Below are 18,928 nucleotides of genomic sequence, written 5' to 3' on the forward strand. Positions count from 1 at the left end.
GCCTGTTCCGCGCAGCGAAAGCCCCGCACCACGATGGCGCCGCAGGTGCTACGCTGCATCCACTTCCCAACAGACACGCGACCATGACCACCACGACGCCCCCGGCTTTCGAGACGCTTCAGTACGCCGTGCAGAACGGCATTGCCACGATTTCGCTTCACCGCCCCGAGAAGATGAACGCGTTCACACACCAGATGTGTGAAGACCTGATCGCGGCATTTGACGCGACGGATGCCGACGACAATGTGCGCGCCGTGGTCGTGACCGGCAGCGGCCGCGCGTTCTGCGCGGGTGCCGACCTGTCCAGCGGGGGCGCCACCTTCGACTACGAGAAGCGTTATGGATCGACCGGCGTGAAACGTGACGGCGGCGGCCGGGTCGTGCTGCGCATTTTCCGCAGTCTCAAGCCGGTCATCGCTGCCGTGAACGGCGCCGCGGTTGGTGTCGGCGTCACCATGCAGTTGCCGATGGACATCCGCATCGCCTCGACCGACGCAAAGTTCGGCCTGGTGTTCGCACGGCGGGGAATTACGCCGGAAGCGGCTTCGTCATGGTTCCTGTCGCGCGTCGTGGGGATTTCGACGGCACTGGAATGGTGTTTTTCGGGTCGCGTGTTCAGCGCGCAGGAAGCGCACGAGCGCGGACTCGTGCGCTCGCTCCATGCGCCCGAGGATCTGCTGCCGGCGGCCTATGCCATCGCCAGGGAGATCGCGGACAACGCCGCCCCGGTTTCGGTCGCCATGGCGCGCCAGATGATCTGGCGCATGGCAGGAGCCGCTCATCCCATGGACGCCCACAAGGTGGATAGCCGCGCGATCCAGTCGCGTGGTCAGTCGGACGATGCGAAGGAGGGGATTGCGAGCTTCCTCGAGAAGCGTCCGGCACAGTTCCCGAACCGCGTATCGAGCCAGATGCCGGACTTCTTCGACTGGCAGGGCGAGCCGGACTTCGAGTAAGCCGCCAATCGCCGGCGATTCGCGAGCCGAGGCGGTTCGCGAATCGTCGTCAGAGGATGGCTCGGCTATCGCAGCTTGAGCAGATCCTCGTACAGCGCGCGTGGCACCGTCACGCCCGCCTCATCGCTCCTGGCTCGCGCGGCGTAGCGGCGTTGCGACGGCAAGCGCGCGCCCTGACTCGTGATTGCCTCGAACAGGCTCTCGGCTTTCTCCAGATACTCGCTGGCCCGATCGCCCAGAAAGACGGTCGGATCGAATGCCAGCAGCAGTTCGCCATGACATGGCGTGGCCCCCGCGCCCGCATCGAACGCCATGGATTCGGCACTTGTCATGTCGCCGATCAGCGGGCCGGCCATCAGTTCGATCATCGCGGACAACGCAGACCCCTTGTGCCCACCGAACGTCAGCATGGCGCCTTTCAGCGCCGCCAGTGGGTCGGTCGTCGGGTTCCCGTCCGCATCGATGGCCCACCCTTCCGGCAGCGCCTTGCCTTGCCGGCGATGAAGCTCGATATCGCCTCTGGCGATCGCGCTGGTCGCAAAGTCGAAGACAAATGGCGTTCTGCCCGGACGCGGCCAGGCGAACGCCAGGGGATTCGTTCCGAATACCGGTTTGGTTCCGCCGGCAGGGGCCACCCACGCGTGGCTGGGCGTCATGGCCATCGCGACCAGTCCTTCACTCGCCAGCGTTTCCACCTCGGGCCAGAGCGCGGAGAAGTGAAAGCAGCGATTGATGGCCATGGCCGCCAGACCGCATTCCCGGGCTTTCCGGATGAAATGCGGCAGGCCGGTCTGAAACGCCAGCAGCGAGTTGCCGAAGCGGGCATCGACCCGAACGATCGCTTTCGCCTGATCGACGACTTCCGGCACCGCGTGGCCATCCACCTTCCCGTTGCGAATGGTATGAACGCAGACCAGCAGGCGATACAGGCCATGAGACTGGCACTCGTCTCGCTGGCCCGCGACAATCACGTCAGTGATCGCCTTGCTGTGCGCCTCGGAATAGCCGTTCGTTTGCAGAACGTTGAGCGAAAGCTCGCGTACCTCCGCGAGCGAGAGCTGGATGGTTTCCGACATTGATCTGCGATGCCTCCTTATCGTTGCCTGGGGGATGTCACGCGCGCTGGATCAACCACTCGGGCGCATCCTGAAGCGCCACGGGGCGAAGAAAACGCTGCAAGGCAGCATACCCGACCGACGTGCTCTTCGGATCGGTGGACGCCGGCCAGGGGCCGCCATGTTGCTGAGCGCGTGTCACGGCGACGCCGGTAGGCACACCAGAGAACAGCACGCGGCCTCCAATATTCTGGGCCACGCGCACGATCTCGCGATTCTGGTGGTTGTCCTGGCCGGCCCCCCAGATCGTGACCGTGAGCGATCCCTTGACGGCCGAGAGTACATCGGGAATCGCATCGACGGATGGCACCATGACCACTACGGCCGCCGGACCGAACATTTCCTCGTGGAGGCCGGCATCCGCGATAAAGGCGGCGCTGGTCGTCCGGAACAGCCGGGGAGCCGGGCCGGCCCCAACTTCATTCCCTTCCTGCACGACCTCGATATTGGCATTCGCCTTGATACGCGCGGCGGCATCTTCAAACCCATTGCGGATACCTTCGCTCAGCATCCGATGGGTGGCCTGGCCCGCCAGCGAATCGCCCAGCGCCGAGACGAACTCGCGGCCGCGCTGGTCATCGACCACCACGATAACGCCCGGGCTGGTACAGAACTGGCCGCAACCTTGCAGCATCGATGCCGCCAGCACCTTGGCCGGCGCAACCGGGTCGTCATGCAGTGCCGCAGGGAGCACCACCACCGGATTGATCGAACCGAGTTCGCCGAAGAATGGAATCGGGATCTCTCGCTCATTGGCGGCGCGCCACAAGGCCACGCCACCCTGATAGGAGCCCGTGAAGGCGACGCCCGCGATCATCGGTTGCTTGACCAGATAGATATTGGCGTCGCGCGACATGTCGCAGTCGAGCATTGAGAACACGCCCTCTCCCACGCCTTGCGCGCGCAGGACCTCTGCGGCAATCTTCGCCACCTCGATTGACAGGCGCGGATGTCCGCCATGCGGCTTCACGATGACCGGACAGCCTGCAGCCAATGCCGATGCGGTATCTCCGCCCAGGACCGAGAACGCGAACGGGAAGTTGCTGGCTGCAAATACGGCAACCGGACCAATCGGCACCATGACACGGGTCAGACGCGGACGGCCCGACGGAGGCGGGCCGGGAATGGCTTCGTCATCCACCTGGACATAGGGGACGCCCGCCACGACTTCATCCGCGAAGCCCCGCAACTGGAACGATGTGCGGGCGATCTCCCCCGTCAGCCGTGGGATGCCGAGGCCGGTTTCCTCGTCGGCCATCACCGCGAGTTCATTCGCGCGCGCGTCGAGGGCGTCGGCCAGCGCACGCAGCACGCCACTGCGGACCGTGGGACTCGAATGCGCCCATGCCGCGCTGGCCTCGTGGGCGCGCGTGGCGTGCTGGTCGATGATCGCGAAGACTTGGTTCTGTTCGGAAGCGTGCATGAATGGAAACGAGGGAATCTGACGGAAAAGCGGAGAAGCGAGCGGAGCGCGGAAGCGCCGCATCACGGAGAAGGAGTACAGATGGGGAGAACATGCGCCCAAGGCAGCCGACTTCGCCGCCTTGGGATGGTCATGCAGGGTCAGACAGGATCAGGCGTCCACGCCTTTGGACCACTCGCGATACCAGTCGCGGAAGAGTGCGTACTGCTGTTCCGCGTAGTTGCGCTGCGCGTCGCTCAGCGCATCCGTCTCATTGAAATGCAGCGTGTATTCCTTGTCGCCGTTCAGCACCATCAGGTGCTTGTAGAACAGAACCAGATCGGTGCCTTCGTCGAACGAGGACAGGACATGCAGCGCCGCCTCCAGTTCCCTGGCCAGGCGACGCGCCTTGACGTCGCCAGCAGCCGCCTGCTTGCTCAGCTTGACCAGTTGCAGCACTTCACGCGGCAGCGCGTTGCCGATACCGGTGATGGCACCGGTGGCGCCGCAGTTCACAAACCCGTGGAACACTTGCGTGTCGACACCGGCCATCAGGATCACGTTCTCGTCCTGCGAGGTGATGTTCTCCGCGGCATAGCGCATGTCCGCCGCGCCGCCAAACTCCTTGAAGCCAATCAGGTTCGGGAACTGGCGGCGGAGTTCGAAGAACAGGTCCGCCCGGGTGGCGAAGCCATAGTACGGGCTGTTGTAGATCACCGCGGGCAGGCTCGGCGCAGCGGCAAGGATGGCGGCGAAGTGTGCCTTCTGCGCGGCCGGAGACGCGCCGCGCGACAGCACGCGCGGGATGACCATCAGGCCGTGCGCGCCAACCTTCGCGGCGTGCGCGGCGTGGGAAACGGCTTCCTTCGAATTGACAGCACCGGTACCGACGATGGTCGGCACACCCGCCGCCACGAGGCGGGCCACGCCTTCCTGACGTTGTTGTTCCGTCAGCAGCGGCCAATCTCCCATCGACCCGCAGTAGACGACCGCGCTCATGCCAAGCTCGATCAGTTCCTTGCCCTTGGCGACGAGCGCGTCGAAGTCCGGCTTGCGATCCGGAGTGCAAGGGGTCATGAGTGCGGGGATAGTACCCTCAAAAATCTTGGAAGACATCACGCGGTCCTGAGTCAGAAAGTTTCGATAAGAGCGGAATCGGGGCTCCCGGAAACAGCCTCCGCGAGACTGCTTTATCAGGACAACGATCCCTGCTTCGTGCATATTGTATAAAATCTGTTGAGAAACGTGCTACGAGATTTCGTCAGGGTTTACCCGCCAGAGCGCACCAGCCTGGGTCATCCACCATCCCCCTCCGACTCCACAGATGCACCATTTTCTGGCTTGCAGAGGCCCTTTCCGGGAGATTGATGACGGCTTTCCGGCCCCAGTGGTTCCCGGCCAAAGGGTAAACCCCTCATTTCCGTATATTGCATGTTGTATAAAATCTCACCACTGACGCCGGTGTGGCGAGGCGGGAATCCACCCGCTGGTCAGCAGAGACAAAAGGACGAGCAAAGATGGCGAATCAACTCAGCGAGGCTGTCCCCGAAGCGAGTGTGGGACGACAACGCGGCACGACAACAACAAAAGATCTGCGCCGCGTTGTCGCGGCTGCGATGGTTGGGTCCGTAGCGGAATGGTATGAGTTCTTCCTGTATGGAACCGCATCCGCACTGGTATTCGGGACGCACTTCTTCAAGAAAACAGGGAATCCGGTCGATGGCCTGATCGCGGCCTTCGCGCTCTATGCCGTCGGGTTCGCCGCACGGCCGATCGGCGGGATCGTCTTCGGTTACTACGGCGACAAGTTCGGCCGCAAGTACCTGCTCCAGGTCAGTCTGGTAGCCGTGGGGATCACGACGTTCCTGATGGGCTGCCTTCCCACGTTCGACGTGATCGGGTACTGGGCCCCCGCCCTGCTCGTCACGCTGCGCCTTATCCAGGGCTTTGCCTTCGGTGGCGAATGGGGCGGCGCCGTCCTTCTGGTGAGCGAGCACAGCCCTGACGACCGGCGCGGCTACTGGGCAAGCTGGCCGCAGGCAGGCGTGCCGGCTGGCAACCTCGTCGCCACACTCATCCTGCTCGCGCTCTCGAGCACGCTGCCGGAACAGGACTTCCTGTCCTGGGGCTGGCGAGTCGCCTTCTGGTTCTCCGCCGTGGTGGTGCTGATCGGCTTCTGGATCCGTCGCAAGGTCGATGACGCACCGATCTTCAAGGAATCCCAGGAACGGCGCGAAAAGGAACATGCGACCCAGCAAGGTGTCCGCTACGTTCTGCGCTATCACTGGAAGGAAGTGCTGATCGGCATTGGCGCGCGCTTCGCGGAGAACATCCTCTACTACATGGTGGTGACGTTCTCCATCACGTACCTGAAGCTCGTGGTCGGCGCGGATACCACGCGCATTCTCAAGCTGATGTTCTTTGCCAATGCCCTGCACTTCATGATCATTCCGTTCATGGGCTACCTGTCGGACATCATCGGTCGTAAGCCGGTGTACCTGACCGGCGCGGTCTTGACAGCGGCCTGGGGCTTCATTGGCTTCCCGATGATGGACACCGGGAACGACTGGATCATCATGGCTGCCATCGTGCTGGGCCTGGCAATCGAGTCGATGACCTACTCGCCCTACTCCGCGCTCATGACCGAGATGTTCCCGACGAACGTCCGATACACCGCGCTCTCGCTGTGCTACCAGATCGCACCGCTGATGGCCGGATCGCTGGCTCCGCTGATCGCGCTGTCGCTGCTGGAGAAGTACCACTCCTCCACGCCGATCGCCCTCTACCTGGTGGCCGCCGCGGTGATCTCTATCATCAGCGTTGCCGCCGCGAAGGAAACGCGCGGCAAGTCATTGCGTGACGTCGACGCCGAGGCGAAAGCCCGTGTGAATGGCTGATCGAAGTCTCCGAGCAACAAAAAAGCCGCCCTTTCCGGGCGGCTTTTTGTTTTCGGGCCTGGCTATCGGCTTGATCCGGGCTGCTTAGCTGGTGCCGCGCCGACGGGAGAGCAGAAAATTCCGCAGTTCCTCGCCGGCATGTTCGATATGCCGCTTCAACAGCGCGGCCGCGCCGCGCCCATCCCCCTTGCGACAGAGATCGACGAGTTGCCGGTGCTCGGCTTCGGCAATCTCCCGGCTGGCCGTGGACAAGGAAAGCTGCAGGCGCGTGTAGCGGTCCGTCTGCTGGAGCAGGGATGCGACGATGCTCGCTGTCTTCGGCTGATCGGCCTTCGACAGCAGCAACTGATGCAGCATGGTATTCAGGTCGCCCCAGCGATCCTGCGCCTGCGCCTTCAGTTCGCCGCTGAACTCGGCCAGAATCGCGTCGAGTTCCTTGAAATCGTCGGCGGAGAGCTTCTTCACGGACTTGCGGACCAGCGTTGGCTCCAGCAACGCCCGCAATTCGAACAGCTCGGTGAGCTCGTCAATGGAAAGCTCCGACACGATGGCTCCCTTGTGAGGGAGTATCTTCACCAGCCCTTCGCTTTCGAGCTGCACCAGCGCTTCGCGCAGCGGGATGCGGCTGATCCCGAGTTCATTGGCGAGCGCGTCCTGCCGGAGTTGATAGCCATCCACGTACTGGCCGGAGAGGATGCGGCGACGAATTTCATCGGCGGCGGCCTCTGCTCGCGTCACATGCCGAAGACCAGGTTTATTGATGACCATTGGAAGTTGACAACGGCGCCACCTGGCGCCGTTTTGCATATTTTCTACATTCTACAGCAGGGCCATCGCGCCTTACGGCCGCCGGCGCTCCCGCAGAAACAGAATCAACTCCTCGCCAGCATGCTCGATATGCCGCTTGAGCAGCGCGCACGCCTCCCTCGATTCGCCCAGCCGGCAAAGGCGGACGAGTTCCTCGTGTTCCGCCTTGGCGCGCTGCACGGCGGCATCGCTGATGGAGAGCTGCACCCGTGTATAGCGATCGGTCTGCCGCAATAGCGACTGCACCAGGTCCAGGGACCTGGGCCGGTTGGCACGCCCCAGCAGGATGTCGTGCAGCTCGGTGTTGAGTTCGCCCCACCGGTGCGAGTGTCCCTCGGCAAGCTCGATGGCATAGCGCTTCAGGATTTCATTGAGGCGGTCGAAGTCATCCGTTGTGAGACGGGGAATCGAATGCCGGAGCAGATGGGATTCGAGCAGCGCGCGCAACGAAAACAGCTCTTCAATGTCCTTCGTCGACAGCTCCGCAACAATCGCCCCCTTGTGGGGGACGATCTTCACCAGTCCTTCGTTCTCTAGCTGGACTAGCGCTTCCCGCACCGGGATACGGCTGATGCCGAATTCTTCCGCGAGAAGATCCTGCTTGAGCTGAAAGCCCTCCACGAGCTCGCCTTCCAGGATTCGCCGCCTGAGTTCTTCCGTTGCCGCTTCGGCGCGTGTCGCCGCGCCTAGCGCAGACGTGGATCTTCCGTTCATATCTGTCTCGTGGATGCCCCTGGGCTAGATGGACGCTTCGGGGTGCGTCTCTGCCATGTTGCATTCTACTGCGCTCGCGTGCGGGACCGGCACCTGAGTTGCCGCCGGGCTCAGCCCTCCCGCAACTGGCCGGCCACCTCGGCCAGCGTGCTCCGCAGCCAGGCAATCGCGGGGTCCGCGTGGTTGCGCGGGTGCCATGCCGCGCTGAGCGAGAATCCCGGCACATCGAACGGCAGAGCGAAGGCGTCCAGCCAATCGGCATAGCGTGCCGCCAGCCGAGCCGGCATGGTGCAGACGTAGTCGCTACGGCGCAGCAAATCGGGGACCACAGTGAATGCCTGAACCGATACCGCGACATCACGCGATCGACCCAGCAACTGAAGCTGCTCGTCAACGAAACCGAAGAAGCTGCCACCACTCGTGGAAACCAGCACGTGGCGCAGTTTGCAGTACGCATCGAGCGTAAGCCGGCGCGCTCCCCGGGGATGGGATTTCCGCTGTGCCATCACGAAGGTCTCATCGACAAGCTTGCGTGCCCGCATGGTTGGCGGAACCATACGCTCGGACCCGATCAGCAGATCGACTTCACCCGATTCGAGCTGGGCGGCGATCTCGGCCTGCCGTCCATGCACGAACGCCACGCGCACCCCGGTCCCCGCGACAACCGATAGCCGCTCCAGCAAGGACATGCCAAGTGTCGACGTGGCGTTATCGCTCGCGGCGATAACGAACTGGCGCGTATCGACGAACGGATCGAACTCTGGCCGCCGATGCACGACCGACGCCAGGTCCTTGAGCGCGACGTGCAGCGGCTCCAGCAACGCCAGGGCCCGCGCGCTTGCGATCATGCCGCGCCCCGTATCCGCCGGCATCAGCAATGGATCGTCGAAGATACGCCGCAGCCGCGCCAGTTGGGCCGAAACGGCTGGCTGCGTCAGCCCGAGGCGCTCCGCCGTATGCGTGACGTTACGTTCGTCCAGCAAGGCATCCAGGGTCACCAGAAGGTTCAGATCCACGCCCTTGAAATCAACCACGCTTATACCTCTTATATCTGTCATCGATTTCAAAGATAGGTCGCGGGCCTCTACAGTTCAAGCCAGACAACCCGCAGACACCCCAATCAAGGAGCCCCGATATGAAAGCCTGGATGCTCGACCAACCCGGCCAGCCGCTTGTCCTGCGTGACATCGACACGCCCCATGCCCGCCCCGGCGCGGTGCTGGTACGCATGGAAGCGGTGCCGCTGCTCAGTTACACGCGCGACTACCTGAACGGCGCGCTGCCTTACGCCTACCCGCCCGGTCCTTTTACCCCCGGTACAAACGGCGTTGGCACGATCATCGAAACCGGAGCGGGTGTCCATCACTTCCGGGTCGGACAACGCGTGGCCGTCAACCCATACCTGACCAGCACGGAAAGCGTCGATGCGCCGGCCGAAATCCTGATTGGCCTGACCGGCATCAGCGCGGACAGCGGCCCCCTGCTTCAGGACTTCCCACACGGAACGCTACGAGAGATTGCCGAGTTCCCCGCTGCGACGCTTATCCCCCTCGACGGGCTGGATCGCTTTTCGTCCGACCGGCTGGCCACCCTGTCGAAGTTCGCCATTCCTTTCGGCGGCCTGCGCCGCGGTCGGCTGGTTGCGGGCGAGACCGTCGCGATCAACGGCGCAACGGGCGCGTTCGGGTCAGCCGCCGTGCTTGCCGCGCTGGCGATGGGCGCATCGACCGTACTCGCGCTGGGACGCCGCGCAGGCCCGCTCGAATCCCTCGCCCGGATGGGCGACGGCCGGGTGGTGCCAGTAGTAATGACCGGCGATGAGGGTGTCGACAGCGCCGCCATCCGCAATGCGGTATCCGGCGGTGGCGTCGACCTGGCATTCGACATGGTTGGTCAGGCTACCTCGCCAAACAGTACGCTCGCGGCGCTGCTCAGCCTGAAGCGGCGCGGTCGCATGGTGCTGATGGGCAGCATGACCGTGCCGCTGCCACTGCCCTACGGCGCCATGCTGCGCAATGGCTGGGAGCTGATCGGCCACTTCATGTACGCATCCGCCGACTACCGCGCGCTGGTGGCAATGGTTCGCGCCGGCCAGCTTTCACTCGATGCAATCCACGTGAAGCGCTTCCCGTTCGAAGCCATAGAGCAGGCAATCGATGCGGCGGGCACGCTGGCCGGGCTAGAGGCGGCGGTGGTGACGTTCCCACACGACTGAGACGCGGCGCGACGGAGGATTTGCCACGACAAACCTGGCGGAGGGTGGCCGGGCGCCCCCGTCACCCGTTCACGCGTCAGACCACCCGGTACGTCGACTGCACCAATCCCGAGGGGAAGCTGCGGCTCGAGACCAGGGCCAGATCGACGTCGCGCGGCAGCGCCCCGAACAACGGCCGCCCGGCGCCGATCAACACAGGAACCGTGGTGACCACCAGATCGGCGATCAACCCATCGCGCAGGAACGATTGCACAACCTGCCCGCCATCGACATAGACCCGGCGTACGCCCTCAGCCGCCAGGCGCTCCAGCGTATCCCTCGGCGAAAGGCTCGCGAATCGGACTTTCCCTTCCAACACCGCCGGCACCGGCGTGCCCGCCAGTTGCCGGGACAGGACCAGGACAGGCTGGTCATAGGCCCAGTCGCCAAGGGTCAGGACCTTCTCGAAAGTGCCCCGGCCCATCACGATCGCATCCTTGTCGGCGATGAAATCCATATAGCCGTGGTCCTCGGCCGGATCATCGCGCTGGAGCAACCAGCCGATATCGCCGTCGGGTCGGGCGATGAAGCCGTCGAGGCTGGTGGCGATGAAGACGTGTGCGGTGGTCATGGCTGGCTCCGGAGCGAACAAGCTGCATATTCTTCACTGGACAGGACACCGACACAAGCCGCGCAGGCATATCCCCCCTTTTTTCCGTTTGACGCACCGGTGGCGCCGGCATGTTAGTCGCCGGTCCGACGATTGCGTAGCAGTGTCAGGCGGCCTTGCGTGGGTCCCTTGCCGGCATCGGTGACAGGGTCCTTCCTGACATTGCGCCAGGCAGCGTCCATCTTGACAGTCGAGTACTTCATGACGAACGCTGCGCGTCGCGGTTCAGTTGCTGCAGCTATGTCCGCCCTGGGGCCGGCGGCAGTGCTTCCGGCTCCCTTCCATTGATTCCCAGACCCGATTGATGCAGCATGGCGAGACCAACCCGTCTTGCTGCACGCCCGCGCCATCGGCATTCGCCGGTGGCTGCAAAAGCGGGTGACCTATTCCGGAGTCCCTCTCTTGCGGTACGAACTTACCGATCTCCGCCTTTTCCAGGCCATTGCGGAGGCCCACAGCCTGGCGGGCGGCGCTAGCGCCGCGCATATCACGGCCTCGGCGGCCAGTTACCGTCTGAAGAACCTGGAGCATGCGCTGGGCACACCGCTCTTCGTTCGCAACGCGCGCGGCATGGATCTGACGCCTGCGGGCGAGATGATGCTGGCGCATGTGCGCGAGCTGCTGCAAGGCATCGAACGGATGCACGGAGAAGTTGGCCGCTTTGCCAGCGGGCTCAAGGGGCACATCCGCCTGCTGGCAAACAGCAGCTCGCTGAACGGATTCATCATCCCGAGCGTGAGCCGGTTCCTGGCCGCGCACCCGGCGGTCAACATCGATCTGGAAGAGCGGGCCAGCCAGGCGATTACGGCGGCAGTGGCCGCGCATGAGGCGGACATCGGCATATTTGCCAGCGATATGACCATGGCCGCCGACACCGCCGGCGTTCACGCGGTGCGGTACGCGGTCGATGAACTGGTGCTGGCGGTGGCCCCCGATCATCCATTGGCGCGACAGGGGCGCATCCGGTTTGGCGCCGCGCTCGGGTTCGACTTCGTCTGCATGAGCCGCACCAGCAGCAACTTCCTGTTTCTGCGCGATACCGCGCAACGCGCCGGCAAGCAACCGAACGTCCGCCTGCACGCGCACAGCTTCGAGGCGGTGCTGGCGCTGGCGGCTGCCGGCGTCGGGGTGGCGCTGGTGCCGCGTAGCGTGGCGGCGACGTCGATGCACGAGGGGCGCGTGGTCGGCGTGGCGCTCGACGAGCCCTGGGCGGTACGGGAGCTGACGCTCGTCACCCGCGCCGACGGAAAGCTGCCCGGCTTTGCCGCGGCGTTCGTGCAGTTCCTGCTCAACGACCCGCGCGTGGCCATCACACGCGAGACAGGCGCGGCACCCGAAGCCGCGCCCTGAGTCCCGTTACCGCTTGCGGTTCAGGAAGGTAGCCATGTGGTGCTGCGGCTCGCCCGTATCGAAGGCGCTGCCGAACTCCGCCACGCTGTTGTCGATCGACACGTCGAGTGGCGCTTCTTCCCACTCGCGCAGCAGCCGCTTCTGCTGACGCACCACCTGCGGGCCGAAGCTGGCCAGCAGTGATGCCACACGACCCACCTCGACGTCGAGATCGGCCAACGGCACCACGCGACTCACCAGCCCCGCAGCCAGCGACTCTGCCGCGTCGGCGATCTCGCCCGTCAGCAACAACCACGCGGCGCGCGCGTTGCCAATCAGGCGCGGCATCAGCGCCGCATGAATGACCGACGGGATGCCTACCTTGACCTCGGGCATACCCAGCTGGGCGTTGTCGGCGGCGATGCGGATATCGCATGCCAGCGCCAGCTCCAGGCCGCCGCCGAGGCACCAGCCCGGCATCCGTGCAATCACGGGTACCGGGAAGTGACGCAGCGCATTGCACAAGTCGCGCAATGCGCTGATAAACACTTCCGCGCGCTCGCGGGTCAGCGCAGCCATCTCGTTGATATCGGCGCCCCCGATAAAGCCCTTGTCCCCCGTGCCGCGAACCACCAGCACGCGCACGTCGTCGCGCTCGGCCAGGGCACGCACGGCCTGGGTCAGATCCGCAATGACCGGCGTGCCTAGGATATTCAGCGATTTCGCTTCGCGGATGGTGACGGTGGCTACGCCCTGCTCGTCGACCTCTACGGCGGCGTGGTGATTGGAAAGCGATGCGCTCATCGTGTTCTGCTCCTTACTGCAGCTTTGCGAAATGGATGTCCTCGACTACCTTCTTCCAGTGCTGATTCTGCTCCCGGATCAAGTCGGCGAAGGCCTTGCGGGTGGTATAGGCAGGCAGCGCGCCCTGCTTCTCGATGGCGTCGACCACCTCTGGCTCGGCCAGCACCTGCTTGACCGCCACATTGATCTTGTCGAGGATCGCCGGCGGCGTGCCAGCCGGCGCGCCAAGGCCAAACCACGACGGATTGTTCATCGCGGGCAGTCCGGCTTCCGCGTAGGTTGGCACATTGGGCAGCATCTTGAGTCGATGCTTGGCCGCCACGGCCAGGGGCCGCAGCTTGCCGCCCTGGATCAGGCCGGACGACGACGGGATATTGTCGAACACCACCTGAATCTGTCCAGCCATCGCATCGTTCAGCGCCGGCCCCAGACCCTTGTACGGCACGTGCAGCATCTTCGTGCCCGTGACGCTCATGAACAGCTCTCCATTCATATGGCTCAGGCCGCCGTTGCCCGACGACCCGAACGAATACTTGCCCGGCGACGCCTTCAGCAGCTTGATAAAGGCCGCCATATCCTGGGCGGGGAACGACGGATTGACCACCAGCACGTTGGGCACGTCCGCCAGATTGCTGATCGGATCGAAGTCCTTGACCGGGTCATAGGCCGTCTTCTGATAGACGTTCGGGTTGACCGCGTGGGAGCTTTCCACTTCCATCACGAGCGTATAACCATCGGCCGGCTGCTTGGCCGCGTAGGCACTGCCTACCGCGCCACCGGCACCGGGACGGTTCTCGACCACAACAGGCTGCTTCAGCACTGCGCCAAGCCGCGTGCCGACCACGCGCGCGATGATGTCGGTAGTACCACCGGCCGCGTAGGGCACCACGAGCTTGATCGGCTTGTCCGGCCAGTCGGCGGCGTGGGCAAGGCCTGCCGGGCCCACACAGGCCAGCGCGGCCAGTGCCAGGAAGGTTGGCTTCATATTCATCATGTGTCTCCGTACGATTTGTCGAAATTCGAGTCGGGCCGCCCGCATCTATTGCGCGGCAGCGATGGCGGCCACTGCTGTGGCGCCCGTGTGTTCGCCGAGCAGCGGCGGCGGCTTGAGCGGCTGAGGATTGGCCGGCAGCATCGGATTGCGCACCATTGGCACCTCGCCCATCACCGGATGCGTGGCCACCTGACGCAATTGCCGATGCTGGACCTGCGGATGCGCGAAGACCTCTTCCATCGTATGAATCGGGCCCCAGGGCACACCGGCGGCATCGAACGCCGACGTCCAGTCGGCACGCGAGCGCGTCGGGAACAACGCCGTCAGTACCTTGCGCAGTTCGATGAGATGCTCGATGCGGCCCGAGTTCGTGACGTAGCGCGGGTCTTGCGCGAGATCCGGACGCCCCGCCACATCACAGAAGCGTGCGAACTGCGTGTCGTTGCCGATCGCCAGAATCAGATAACCATCGGCGCATCGGAAGACCTCATACGGCGCGCAGTTTGGATGCGCGTTGCCAGTGCGTTGCGGGTTCTTGCCCGATACCAGGTAGTTGGCGCCCTGATTCGCATTCAGTGCCACGGCCACGTCGAGCAGTGCGATATCGAGATGCTGGCCTTCGCCGGTCTGCTGACGCTGGAACAGTGCCGCCAGCACGGCGCTCGTCGCATACATGCCCGTGCTGACATCGACCACTGCCACGCCCGTGCGCAACGGCCCCGCGCCGGGGCTACCATCCGGCTGGCCGGTGTAACTCATCAGTCCGCCCATCCCCTGGAACACGTAGTCATAGCCGGGCTTGTCGGCCATCGGGCCGTCCTGACCGAACCCCGTGATCGACAGATAGATCAGACGCGAATTGATCGCCTTGAGCGACGCATAGTCGAGCCCGTAGCGTTTGAGCGTCCCCACCTTGTAGTTCTCCACCAACACGTCGGCGTTGCGGGCCAGCTCCAGCAATTGCGCGACACCTTCAGGCTGGCCATAGTCGATGCACACCGACTGCTTGCCGCGATTGCAACTGATGAAGTACGCGGAAAGGCGCGCGTCGCTGCCATCCGCGGCATCCAGATAGGGTGGCCCCCAACCGCGCGTGTCATCGCCACGCTGCGGATGTTCGACCTTGATGACTTCGGCGCCCAGATCGGCGAGGTTCTGCGTACACCACGGCCCAGCCAGGATGCGCGACAGGTCTAGCACGCGAATGCCTTCCAATGCGCGATGCAACATTGTGACTCCAGATTTTCGGGTTCAGATTCAGGGTAGATGCGGCGCGGACTCAGCGTGGACCGTCGAAGGTCCGCCTACCTTCAGCGACCAACCGTTCGAGCAGTGGCGCAGGCTCCCAATGGGCGCCGTGCACATCCTGCAACGCGCGGATGCGGGTCAGCACGTGCGCCAGACCGAGTGTTTCCGCGTAGAACATGGGGCCGCCACGCCACGCCGGAAAGCCGTAGCCATGCACGTACACCACGTCGATATCGGAAGCGCGCTGTGCGATGCCCTCATCCAGGATGCGCGCGCCTTCATTGATCAATGCCAGCATGCAACGCTCGACGATCTCCTCGTCGGCAACCGGGCGCCGCGCAATGCCCGCCTCGCGCGCGCAGTCTTCGATCAACGCGTCGATCTGCGGGTCGGGGATCGGCGTACGGCTGCCAGGTTCGTAGCGGTAGTAGCCGCCGTTGGTCTTCTGCCCGAACCGGCCCAGTTCGCAGATTCGATCGGCCACCGCCGAGTACCGCAGGTGCGCCGGCCGCGTCGGCGCCAGCCGCTTTCGCGTGGCCCAGTTGATGTCCATGCCGGCCAGATCCGCCATTGTCAGCGGGCCCATCGCCATGCCGAACTGCGTCAATGCCCGATCGACCTGCAGTGGCGACGCGCCCTCTTCCAACAGGAAGCCGGCCTCGCGCCAGTAAGGCGTCAGCATCCGGTTGCCGACAAAACCTTCACACACCCGCACCAGCACCGGTATCTTGCGGATGCGCTGCGCCATCGCCATGCACGAGGCGATGACGTCGGCGTGGGTCGCCTGTCCGCGCACGACTTCCAGCAGCTTCATCACGTTCGCCGGGCTGAAGAAATGCAGGCCGATCACATCGCCCGGGCGTTTGGTCGACGCGGCGATCGTGTCGATGTTCAACCGCGACGTATTCGTCGCCAGGATCGCCGACGGCTTGCACAGCGCGTCCAGACGCTCGAAGATGGCCTGTTTCACGGCCATGTCTTCGAACACGGCTTCGACCACCAGATCGGCATCTGCGACGGCCTCGAACGCCAGCGTCGGCGTGATGCGCCCCATGCGCGCGTCAATCTGCTGCGGCGCCAGCTTGCCTTTCGCGGCGGTAATCTCGTAGTTGCGGCGGATCAGTGCCACGCCGCGGTCCAGCGCGGCCTGCTCGCGTTCGATCAGCATGACCGGAATGCCGGCGTTGACGAACGACATCGCGATACCGACGCCCATCGTCCCAGAACCGATGACGGCAACACGTTCGATCGGCCGCAGCGCCTGTCCCTTCCCTTCGGCAAACTTCGGCGCCTCGCGCTCGGCGAAGAAGATATGGCGCAGCGCCTTCGACTCGTTGCCCGCGACAAGCGCCTCGAACTGGGCGCGCTCGAATGCCAGCCCGTCGGCAATCGGCAGCTGCGTCGCGGCTTCGACGCACCGAATGCACGCATTCTGCGCGATCGCGTTGCGTGCCTTGCCGTTGATTGCAGCGATCCGCGTCCCGAAATCGACATCGCCGCCCGCCTTGACGGCCAACGCACTGGCAACCGGATGCGCCACCGCACGGGCGGCAGCACGCCGGCAAAAGTCGACCGCCAGTGCGACAACAGGTCCGGCATCCCGCGTGCCGCTCGGGCTCGCGTCTGCCACCGCATCGGCGAGACCGATACGCGCGGCGGTCTCGCCGCTGACGGGCACCCCTTGCTGAATCATGTCCAGCGCTTGTTCCACACCAACGAGCCGTGGCAGCCGCTGGGTACCGCCACCACCGGGCACGAGCCCGAGGTTGACCTCTGGCAGACCCAGGCTGGCGTCGGATGCCACCACGCGATAGTGGCAACCCATGGCCAGTTCCAGCCCACCGCCGAGCGCCACGCCGTGAATCGCAGCCACCACGGGCTTGCTTGCCGATTCGATCAGCGCCAGCACATCGCGCGACAGCGGCCGGGCGGTCGCGGCAGGCGTGTTGAACTGCCGGATGTCTGCGCCGCCGCAAAACGCCTTGCCGGCGCCTGCCAGCACAACCCCGGCCACGGTGGCATCCTGCAGCGCGCGCGTGATGCCGGCGTGCAGCCCGGCGCGCGTGGTATCGCCCAGGCCGTTCACCGGCGGGTTGTCGAGCCACAGCACGGCGACATCGCCCTGCTGTTGCCAGCTCACAGTGGAGGAAAGAGGAATGGATTCGATTGCGTGGGACATTGCTGCGATCTCGACTACGTTTCTTTGTAAGGCTGGTTTGGCCTTTACTGGCTGGATGCCAGGATGGCGGTGGCCTGGCTTGACAGCACACCACCATTGCCGTGCACCAACGCCGTTTCCACCTTGCTGACCTGCCGCTCGCCGGCCTCGCCGCGCAACTGGCTGACGGCTTCGATCACAAGAAAGATGCTGTACATGCCTGGGTGAATGCACGACAGCCCGCCACCATTGGTATTCATCGGCAAATCGCCGCCCGGCGCGATGCGGCCGCCCGAGATGAATGCACCGCCCTCGCCTTTCGCGCAGAAGCCCAGGTCTTCCAGAAACAGGATCGGGTTGATCGTGAAGGCGTCATAAAGCTCCACGACGTCGATATCGGCGGGCGTCAGACCCGCCTGCGCGAATGCCTTGCGGCCCGAGTCGATGGCCGGCGTGCGCGTCAGATCGTCCATGCAGGAAATCTGCCGATGCCAGTGTGCGTGTCCGACACCGAGCACATAGATTGGCTTCGCATGAAGACCCCGCGCACGGTCCGCGCGCGTGACGACGAAAGCGCCGGCGCCATCGGTCACCAGACAGCAATCGCGCACCGTCAGCGGGTCAGACACCATCTTGGCGTTGATCACGTCGTCGATCGTCAATGGGTCGCGCATGAAGGCGTCGGGATTGCGCTGCGCCCACTGCCGCGCTGCCACCGCCACTTCGGCCAGTTGCTTGCGCGTGGTGCCGAACTCGTGCATATGCCGGGCCGCGGCCAGCGCATAGCTGGTGACGGGATTGAACGGCTTGTATGGATGCTCGTACGGCTGCGGGTCGAGTTCGGCGCGCATCGCGTTGACGCGCGAACTACTGGGAATGCTGCGAGGATTGCTGCCGTAGCAGATCAGCACGTTGTCGCATTCGCCCGCCTCGATCGCCATGGCAGCGATGCGGATATCCGCGATGAACGACGAGCCGCCGAACATCGTGCTATCGGAGAACCGGGGCCGGATGCCGAGGTACTCTGACATGCGCATCACCCACCATGGCGATGTCAGGCTCGACGTGATAATGCCGTCGATATCGGCCATGCGCAGCCCGCTTGCCGCCACCGCGCGGTACGCGGCCTGGGCGATGATCTCCTGCTCCGTGCGGCCACCCGCATGACCGAGCCCTGCCAGCCCAGTGCCCAGAATCGCCACGCCACCACGATCGGTGGCCTTCAATGCCGCGCTCATTGTCGCTCCCCGGCCGGCGCGAACACCAGCAATGCGTCCTCGCCCGTGCGCAGCACCTGCGCCCTGACGCGGTGCCCGATCCTCACCGCGCCGGGATCCACGCCGATCACGCGGCTCATCATGCGCGGCCCCTCATCGAGATCGACCAGGCACACGTTGTAGTCCCCCTCCTTCTTGCGCACGACCGTGGTCGAATACACGGTGCCAAGACCGCTCGGCGCGACCCACTGCAACGCTACGGAGCCGCAATGGGGGCAAACAACGCGCGGAAAGAAGTGATGACGGCCGCAGTCGCGGCACTGGGGAATTTCGAACACGCCTTCGGCGAGGCACTGGAAATAGTGAGCGTCGGCAGACGTGGCTGTCGGGTCGCCGGATGGATGTGCAATCGTCATGGGGCCC

The 18,928-nt window shown here is 64.4% G+C and carries 17 protein-coding genes and 1 pseudogene; 4 read left to right on the forward strand and 14 right to left on the reverse strand.

Annotated elements, in window-relative coordinates; translation table 11 throughout:
• The first annotated feature begins 83 nt into the window (after window positions 1–83).
• Window positions 84–956 (forward strand): crotonase/enoyl-CoA hydratase family protein, encoded by an 873-nt coding sequence (locus B2246_RS15905; RefSeq protein WP_008642536.1) that lies wholly within the window; start codon window positions 84–86, stop codon window positions 954–956.
• Between the two features lie 65 nt (window positions 957–1,021).
• On the opposite strand, the gene B2246_RS15910 is transcribed toward B2246_RS15905, so the two are convergent.
• From B2246_RS15910 to B2246_RS15920, 3 genes are all read right to left on the reverse strand, one after another.
• The gene (locus tag B2246_RS15910) at window positions 1,022–2,032 is read right to left on the reverse strand and encodes an Ldh family oxidoreductase (RefSeq protein ID WP_186426172.1); all 1,011 of its coding nucleotides are present in this window, start codon (window positions 2,030–2,032) and stop codon (window positions 1,022–1,024) included.
• Window positions 2,033–2,069: 37 nt separating this feature from the next.
• On the reverse strand, window positions 2,070–3,494 hold the full coding sequence (locus B2246_RS15915; protein ID WP_286881902.1) for an aldehyde dehydrogenase (NADP(+)): 1,425 nt from the start codon (window positions 3,492–3,494) through the stop codon (window positions 2,070–2,072).
• Window positions 3,495–3,644: 150 nt separating this feature from the next.
• Window positions 3,645–4,589 (reverse strand): dihydrodipicolinate synthase family protein, encoded by a 945-nt coding sequence (locus B2246_RS15920; RefSeq protein ID WP_035883948.1) that lies wholly within the window; start codon window positions 4,587–4,589, stop codon window positions 3,645–3,647.
• A gap of 401 nt (window positions 4,590–4,990) precedes the next feature.
• Between B2246_RS15920 and abaF the strand changes: the two genes are divergently transcribed.
• Window positions 4,991–6,370 (forward strand): fosfomycin efflux MFS transporter AbaF, encoded by a 1,380-nt coding sequence (gene abaF / locus B2246_RS15925; protein WP_011519503.1) that lies wholly within the window; start codon window positions 4,991–4,993, stop codon window positions 6,368–6,370.
• A gap of 84 nt (window positions 6,371–6,454) precedes the next feature.
• On the opposite strand, the gene B2246_RS15930 is transcribed toward abaF, so the two are convergent.
• From B2246_RS15930 to B2246_RS15940, 3 genes are all read right to left on the reverse strand, one after another.
• Window positions 6,455–7,138 carry a GntR family transcriptional regulator gene (locus B2246_RS15930; RefSeq protein WP_008642526.1) on the reverse strand — a complete coding sequence of 228 codons (684 nt, stop codon included), beginning with the start codon at window positions 7,136–7,138 and terminating at the stop codon, window positions 6,455–6,457.
• Between the two features lie 72 nt (window positions 7,139–7,210).
• On the reverse strand, window positions 7,211–7,891 hold the full coding sequence (locus B2246_RS15935; RefSeq protein ID WP_008642524.1) for a GntR family transcriptional regulator: 681 nt from the start codon (window positions 7,889–7,891) through the stop codon (window positions 7,211–7,213).
• A gap of 110 nt (window positions 7,892–8,001) precedes the next feature.
• Window positions 8,002–8,949, reverse strand: coding sequence for a LysR family transcriptional regulator (locus B2246_RS15940; RefSeq protein WP_035883949.1), 948 nt, complete (start codon window positions 8,947–8,949; stop codon window positions 8,002–8,004).
• Window positions 8,950–9,026: 77 nt separating this feature from the next.
• Between B2246_RS15940 and B2246_RS15945 the strand changes: the two genes are divergently transcribed.
• Window positions 9,027–10,106, forward strand: a complete 1,080-nt coding sequence (locus B2246_RS15945; protein WP_186426174.1) for a zinc-binding dehydrogenase — start codon at window positions 9,027–9,029, stop codon at window positions 10,104–10,106.
• Between the two features lie 76 nt (window positions 10,107–10,182).
• On the opposite strand, the gene B2246_RS15950 is transcribed toward B2246_RS15945, so the two are convergent.
• Window positions 10,183–10,716 (reverse strand): dihydrofolate reductase family protein, encoded by a 534-nt coding sequence (locus tag B2246_RS15950; RefSeq protein WP_035883951.1) that lies wholly within the window; start codon window positions 10,714–10,716, stop codon window positions 10,183–10,185.
• 116 nt (window positions 10,717–10,832) lie between these two features.
• Window positions 10,833–10,993 (reverse strand): annotated as a pseudogene (locus tag B2246_RS15955) (nicotinate phosphoribosyltransferase); the annotation flags it as partial.
• Between the two features lie 164 nt (window positions 10,994–11,157).
• Here B2246_RS15955 and B2246_RS15960 point away from each other — a divergent pair.
• On the forward strand, window positions 11,158–12,105 hold the full coding sequence (locus B2246_RS15960; protein WP_008642518.1) for a LysR family transcriptional regulator: 948 nt from the start codon (window positions 11,158–11,160) through the stop codon (window positions 12,103–12,105).
• A 6-nt stretch (window positions 12,106–12,111) separates the two neighbouring features.
• Here the strand turns inward: B2246_RS15960 and B2246_RS15965 are convergent, their stop codons facing one another.
• From B2246_RS15965 to B2246_RS15990, 6 genes are read right to left on the reverse strand one after another with little or no spacing between them, the layout of a single operon-like run.
• Window positions 12,112–12,888: an enoyl-CoA hydratase gene (locus tag B2246_RS15965; RefSeq protein WP_008642517.1), complete on the reverse strand. Its 777-nt coding sequence runs from the start codon at window positions 12,886–12,888 to the stop codon at window positions 12,112–12,114.
• Between the two features lie 13 nt (window positions 12,889–12,901).
• Window positions 12,902–13,873: a Bug family tripartite tricarboxylate transporter substrate binding protein gene (locus tag B2246_RS15970; RefSeq protein WP_008642516.1), complete on the reverse strand. Its 972-nt coding sequence runs from the start codon at window positions 13,871–13,873 to the stop codon at window positions 12,902–12,904.
• Between the two features lie 54 nt (window positions 13,874–13,927).
• Complete coding sequence (locus tag B2246_RS15975) at window positions 13,928–15,112, reverse strand: CaiB/BaiF CoA transferase family protein (protein WP_286881901.1); 1,185 nt, start codon at window positions 15,110–15,112, stop codon at window positions 13,928–13,930.
• Window positions 15,113–15,161: 49 nt separating this feature from the next.
• Window positions 15,162–17,309 carry a 3-hydroxyacyl-CoA dehydrogenase NAD-binding domain-containing protein gene (locus B2246_RS15980; protein WP_008642514.1) on the reverse strand — a complete coding sequence of 716 codons (2,148 nt, stop codon included), beginning with the start codon at window positions 17,307–17,309 and terminating at the stop codon, window positions 15,162–15,164.
• A gap of 44 nt (window positions 17,310–17,353) precedes the next feature.
• The gene (locus tag B2246_RS15985; RefSeq protein ID WP_008642511.1) at window positions 17,354–18,526 is read right to left on the reverse strand and encodes a thiolase; all 1,173 of its coding nucleotides are present in this window, start codon (window positions 18,524–18,526) and stop codon (window positions 17,354–17,356) included.
• A complete protein-coding gene (locus B2246_RS15990; RefSeq protein WP_286881900.1) occupies window positions 18,523–18,921 on the reverse strand; it encodes a Zn-ribbon domain-containing OB-fold protein in 399 nt (132 codons plus the stop codon). The genes B2246_RS15985 and B2246_RS15990 overlap by 4 nt, the downstream gene beginning before the upstream one ends.
• Between the last annotated feature and the right edge of the window lie 7 nt (window positions 18,922–18,928).

The organism is Cupriavidus sp. UBA2010, assembly GCF_002335265.1.
Classification (GTDB): domain Bacteria; phylum Pseudomonadota; class Gammaproteobacteria; order Burkholderiales; family Burkholderiaceae; genus Cupriavidus; species Cupriavidus metallidurans.

Coding starts and splice junctions, on each gene's coding strand:
- B2246_RS15905 (WP_008642536.1), top strand. CDS start 84: ATGACCACCACGACGCCCCCGGCTTTCGAGACGCTTCAGTACGCCGTG.
- B2246_RS15910 (WP_186426172.1), bottom strand. CDS start 2,032: ATGTCGGAAACCATCCAGCTCTCGCTCGCGGAGGTACGCGAGCTTTCG.
- B2246_RS15915 (WP_286881902.1), bottom strand. CDS start 3,494: ATGCACGCTTCCGAACAGAACCAAGTCTTCGCGATCATCGACCAGCAC.
- B2246_RS15920 (WP_035883948.1), bottom strand. CDS start 4,589: ATGTCTTCCAAGATTTTTGAGGGTACTATCCCCGCACTCATGACCCCT.
- abaF (WP_011519503.1), top strand. CDS start 4,991: ATGGCGAATCAACTCAGCGAGGCTGTCCCCGAAGCGAGTGTGGGACGA.
- B2246_RS15930 (WP_008642526.1), bottom strand. CDS start 7,138: ATGGTCATCAATAAACCTGGTCTTCGGCATGTGACGCGAGCAGAGGCC.
- B2246_RS15935 (WP_008642524.1), bottom strand. CDS start 7,891: ATGAACGGAAGATCCACGTCTGCGCTAGGCGCGGCGACACGCGCCGAA.
- B2246_RS15940 (WP_035883949.1), bottom strand. CDS start 8,949: ATGACAGATATAAGAGGTATAAGCGTGGTTGATTTCAAGGGCGTGGAT.
- B2246_RS15945 (WP_186426174.1), top strand. CDS start 9,027: ATGAAAGCCTGGATGCTCGACCAACCCGGCCAGCCGCTTGTCCTGCGT.
- B2246_RS15950 (WP_035883951.1), bottom strand. CDS start 10,716: ATGACCACCGCACACGTCTTCATCGCCACCAGCCTCGACGGCTTCATC.
- B2246_RS15965 (WP_008642517.1), bottom strand. CDS start 12,888: ATGAGCGCATCGCTTTCCAATCACCACGCCGCCGTAGAGGTCGACGAG.
- B2246_RS15970 (WP_008642516.1), bottom strand. CDS start 13,873: ATGAAGCCAACCTTCCTGGCACTGGCCGCGCTGGCCTGTGTGGGCCCG.
- B2246_RS15975 (WP_286881901.1), bottom strand. CDS start 15,112: ATGTTGCATCGCGCATTGGAAGGCATTCGCGTGCTAGACCTGTCGCGC.
- B2246_RS15980 (WP_008642514.1), bottom strand. CDS start 17,309: ATGTCCCACGCAATCGAATCCATTCCTCTTTCCTCCACTGTGAGCTGG.
- B2246_RS15985 (WP_008642511.1), bottom strand. CDS start 18,526: ATGAGCGCGGCATTGAAGGCCACCGATCGTGGTGGCGTGGCGATTCTG.
- B2246_RS15990 (WP_286881900.1), bottom strand. CDS start 18,921: ATGACGATTGCACATCCATCCGGCGACCCGACAGCCACGTCTGCCGAC.